The 4,758-nt window shown below is 34.4% G+C and carries 4 protein-coding genes; all 4 read left to right on the top strand.

Going from position 1 to position 4,758, the window contains the following annotated elements:
• Nucleotides 1–611: 611 nt before the first annotated feature.
• The 4 genes from atpG to IHO13_RS04520 all read left to right on the top strand — a co-directional run bounded on the left by atpG (nucleotide 612) and on the right by IHO13_RS04520 (nucleotide 4,530).
• Nucleotides 612–1,484: an ATP synthase F1 subunit gamma gene (gene atpG, locus IHO13_RS04535; RefSeq protein ID WP_225538472.1), complete on the top strand. Its 873-nt coding sequence runs from the start codon at nucleotides 612–614 to the stop codon at nucleotides 1,482–1,484.
• Between the two features lie 18 nt (nucleotides 1,485–1,502).
• Nucleotides 1,503–2,837 (top strand): TldD/PmbA family protein, encoded by a 1,335-nt coding sequence (locus IHO13_RS04530; RefSeq protein WP_225538471.1) that lies wholly within the window; start codon nucleotides 1,503–1,505, stop codon nucleotides 2,835–2,837.
• 174 nt (nucleotides 2,838–3,011) lie between these two features.
• Nucleotides 3,012–3,266, top strand: coding sequence for a cold-shock protein (locus IHO13_RS04525; RefSeq protein ID WP_225536800.1), 255 nt, complete (start codon nucleotides 3,012–3,014; stop codon nucleotides 3,264–3,266).
• A 25-nt stretch (nucleotides 3,267–3,291) separates the two neighbouring features.
• Entirely contained in the window at nucleotides 3,292–4,530 is a 1,239-nt protein-coding gene (locus tag IHO13_RS04520) for a DEAD/DEAH box helicase (protein WP_225538470.1), read from the top strand.
• The last annotated feature ends 228 nt before the right edge of the window (nucleotides 4,531–4,758 follow it).

Here is a 4,758-nt window from a genome sequence, read left to right as displayed (position 1 = left end):
CGGTAGTTAAATGTCTACTTTGCAACAAAACTATCCCAGCGTTACGCGCTGGAATAACACCACTTGTTGCAAAAATAAATGTTCATTCATGAATTGCCTTAATATTTAAGAAACTTACTAAGCAAAAAAAAGGTAAAAGAAACCCAGTTAGCTAGTTATTCACTATCTATCTTTTAAATTAGCGTTTTTTACTGCCTTAAATGCTTTAACAAACGCATTTTAGCTTGTATTAGGTAAAAATAAAGACATGAGGTACATACAGTACAAAAAATTAAATATAAGATGCCAAGTGCATTGAGCTTTTTGCCGTTTAATCTGTACAGACTAAAGATAAATAATAGCCCTAGTATTATAATAAGGGGGTTGAGGGAGAATTTTTCAAGTAGTTTTTTTGTTTCCATTGAATACCAATGCTCTGTCAAAAGTTTGTTATATAGTTATGAAAGAGGTCTAGCGCTTCTTGCTTATAACTACAGGTTTGATCCAATTCATCATGATATTCTATTCGCCCTCCCAATAACAAAGGTTGGTATTATATCTTCTTCATATCAAAGAACTTGTTTTTTGACATGAACAGTTGTATATTTTTATAAACCAGAGTTTTATATAGAATGAAGAGCTTAAAGGAATTATCCTTAAGAATTAAGAATATTAGGTCTGTACAGAAAACTACAAAAGTAATGCGAATGGTTTCTGCAGCGAAGTTATTGCAGAGCCAAAAAAAGCTATCAAGTTCAAAATTGTATATATCTAAGCTGCATAGCATTGTTCCTCCATTAGTGTTAGCGGTTGGTCAAGAATTAATGGCAAAAGTTTTAAACACCAGTGATGATGATCCTAACCTAGTATTTATTATTGCATCTGATCGCGGCTTGTGCGGCAACTTTAATTCTTCCATCGTCAAATTTAGTCAAGAGCATGTAAATAAATTAATCACAAATGGCAGAAGGGTAGATGTTGTATTTTGGGGTAAAAAAGCTTTTGATATAGGTAAAAATAGGTTTGACTCTAAAAGTATTTTAAAAATTGAAAACAGCAAGGGAATTACGCTAAGGCATATAGAATCCTTGATTGATAGTATGGATCTCAATAAGTACAATAAAATTGAGGTTTTCTATAACAAGTTTTATAATATTTTCACACAAAAACCAACGTTGGAAACAATAAAACCATGGAGTCAAGATTCATCTTTGATTGATAACTCTCTGGCTAATTCAATAGCAGATTACAGCTATGAATATGAGCCACAAAATACTGAATTTATTTTACGATCTTTGATTCAAAGTTACGTTGCAGCTGCCCTTTACTCTGCTTTACTTGAGAGCGCAGCAAGTGAGAATAGTGCTAGAATGGTTGCAATGGAATCAGCAAATAGAAACACTAAAGAGATACTGGATAAGCTAGCACTGCTTTATAATCGTTCTCGTCAAGCAGCAATTACAACTGACTTGATCGAAGTCATAGGTGGTGCAGAATCTTTATAGAAACCTAATGGGTAAGAAATGAATATACTAAATATTGCATCAGATATTGTCAAGCTGATAAAAAAGCAGAACCAAGATGCAGAAGTTACAATATATGAAACCAACAAAATCTCAGTTTCTCAACGGCTGTCAAAAATTGAACAAATATCACAATCTAAGAATTGCACGATAGGAATTAGAGCTATAGCAGGCAAGACCAAAGCTGCGTATATTTCTACAAACGATTTAAACAACCTTGGTGATACGGTCAATCAAGTAGTAGAAATGGCAAAGAACGCACCAGAAGATCCTTACATTAATTTTGCCATAGGTGGAAATAATTATACCTCTTTTGCAGACTTAGGTATCTTAGACAATAGTGTTGTAACTATTGATAATTTAAAAGGGATTGCTGAAGCTGCAGAAAATTCAGCCCTTGAACATAAAAATATCATCAATTCCGAGGGAGCCTATTCTTCACATACCTTAGTAAATACAGCGTTATCTACCGTTTCTGGTTTTATTGACTCATTTAGCAAATCAATCTTTGTTAATCAAGTTTCCGTTATTGCTGGAGAAGAAAGTGAAATGAAGGTTGGTTATGACTACGATGTAGCATGCAATTTCGGCGATTTAAAGTCACCAGAATTAATAGGAAAAGAGGCAGGAAAAAGGGCAATTGACCAATTAAATTCACGCACAATCAAAACTGGTAAATTTCCAGTTATTTTTGAAAAAAGAGCAGCAAAAGAGTTAGTGAAAAGTTTTGCTTCTGCTATAAATGGCAGTAACATTGTAAGTAACAGCTCTTTCTTGAGAAATAGTCTAAATACTCAGATTTTCAACGATAGAATCAACATTATTGATGACCCATTATTGCCAAGGGGTATAGAATCAAGACCATTTGATGGAGAAGGAATAATCAGCAGGAAAAATACACTTGTAAAGAACGGAGTACTACAAAATTGGATTTTAGATCTATATTCAGCTAAAAAATTAAACTTGGAAACAACTGGAAATGCAACTCGCGCAGGTAATGCCGCAATTGCTCCCATAGCTAGTAATCTTTATATTGAAAATAGCAGTATATCATTTGAGGAATTAATTAAGGAAGTGAAAAAGGGAATATACATAACTGATTTGTTTGGTTTTGGTGTTAATCTAATCAATGGTGATTACAGTCAAGGCGCATCAGGATTTTTTATAGAAAATGGAAAAATAGCGTATCCAATACACGAGATTACTGTTGCCAGCAATTTAAAAGACATGTTTAACAATTTAGTTGTTGCAAGCGATTTAACTTTTTGTGGGCAATTTAATTCACCAACGATTAAAGTTAGTGAAATGACAGTTGCAGGCTCGCTCAACAATTAGAAAATTTAGTTGCATCAGGTACAATAATTGTGTACTATGAGTGTGTAATGTTAGGATAGACTATGGAGCATAAAAGTTTAGTTTCAATGGCTAAGCTTTGTGTATTCTCAATTATAATTTTAAAGTTTTTCATCACATTAGTAAGGTTAGTTAACAGTTTTAGGAGTTGTTCAAATGGAATTTGGTAATATAAAGTGGTTTAATGCCGAAAAAGGCTATGGTTTTATTAAGCCAGAAGCTAAAGGAAGTGATGTTTTCGTACATATCAGTACGTTAGAGCGTTCAGGAATAAGACCTGATTCACTTAGAGGAGAAAATAAGGAAAAGGGAATAAAAGGGGAAAGAGTAAGCTATGAGCTTAAAGAGGAGCGAGGTAGAAATGGAGAAGAAAAAAAATCTGCAATAAATTTAAAGCTGCTAGAAGATTAATCGTATTTTTATGGCAAAAGTTTTTGTGAGCAGCTTTCAAGAGATGAATCTTCCAGTTTTGCTTAGGCGAGCTCTAGGCAAACACAATCTTTCCGTTCCAACTCCAATTCAAACACAGGCAATTCCTTTAGCTCTACAGGGTAAAGATATTCTCGGATCTGCTCAAACAGGAACTGGAAAAACTTTGGCGTTTGCTATTCCGTTGGTTGCTAAGTTGTTAGATGAGTCTAGTGCTAGTTCAGCCTTAGTTATAGTACCAACCCGAGAGTTAGCACAGCAGGTAACGAATGAGATAAGAAAACTCTTATTTCAAAATTCTGTATTAAAGATTGCCTTACTAATCGGTGGTGAGCCTATCTTCAAGCAGCTAAATCAGTTAAGAAAAAAGCCGCGAATTGTAATAGGTACTCCTGGTCGTATTATAGACCATATTGCACGTAAAACTTTGATTACTCACAATATCAACACTCTTGTGCTTGATGAAACAGACCGTATGTTCGATATGGGTTTTGGAATTCAAATTGAAGAGATCATGAAATATATGTCAAAAATACGGCAAACTCTAATGTTCTCTGCAACTCTTCCTGGTGATATAGTTAAACTCGCTGAGAAATACCTCAGTCAGCCAGAACGTGTTTCTATTGAGCATGAAGCTACAACTTCCACTAAAATCAAGCAAGAAATTATTTATGCATCAGAATCAGAAAAATATGGCAAACTTGTTACACAACTATGTCAACGTGAAGGATCAATCATTATTTTTGTAAAAACAAAGCAAGGAGCAGATCAGCTGGCCAACAAATTGCGCAAAGATAACTATAGCACTTTAGCAATTCATGGTGACTTAAGACAGCACAAACGCGAAAGAGTCATCAATTCCTTTCGTCGTGGTCGCAATCAAATCATGGTTGCAACAGATGTTGCCTCTCGTGGTCTTGATATTCCCCACATTCAACATGTTATTAATTATGATGTACCACAATCGCAAGCTGACTATATTCATCGCATAGGTAGGACTGCACGCGCTGGAGCTGAAGGACACGCGTTATCTTTCATTACACCTCAAGATGAGAGAAGGCTACCTGCACTTGCAGACAAAAAAGGAGAGTTAAATTTTGATTCCAACGTGCAATTTAAAAAACGTAGTAGTAAAAAGATCTCTAAAAAAACAAGTGTACTGAAAACTAAATATAGTAAGAAAAGGATTAATACTTTCAAAGAGAAAAGCAGAGTGCTACAAAATGTACACTCTTCTATTTTTTAGAAATTTAAATATAAAAAGTAAGAAAAAGTGATTTGAAAAGTTGCTAGGTATCTGAGAATGAACGAAAGATTACCTAATCTTAACTGTTCTTAATAGATACCCAAATTTTCTGGAGGGTGCCTTCACAGCACCCTTGTCAGTTTTTCTAAGATATACAGCTACAGACTGTGATGGTATAGGTTTAGTATAAACAATTCCGGAGGCTTTGTCCACTGTAAACATGTAAAT

This window comes from Wolbachia endosymbiont of Mansonella perstans (assembly GCF_020278605.1).
GTDB lineage: Bacteria > Pseudomonadota > Alphaproteobacteria > Rickettsiales > Anaplasmataceae > Wolbachia.
The sequence above is the reverse complement of the archived record's forward strand: the minus strand, read 5'-3'. Positions and strand labels throughout refer to the sequence as shown.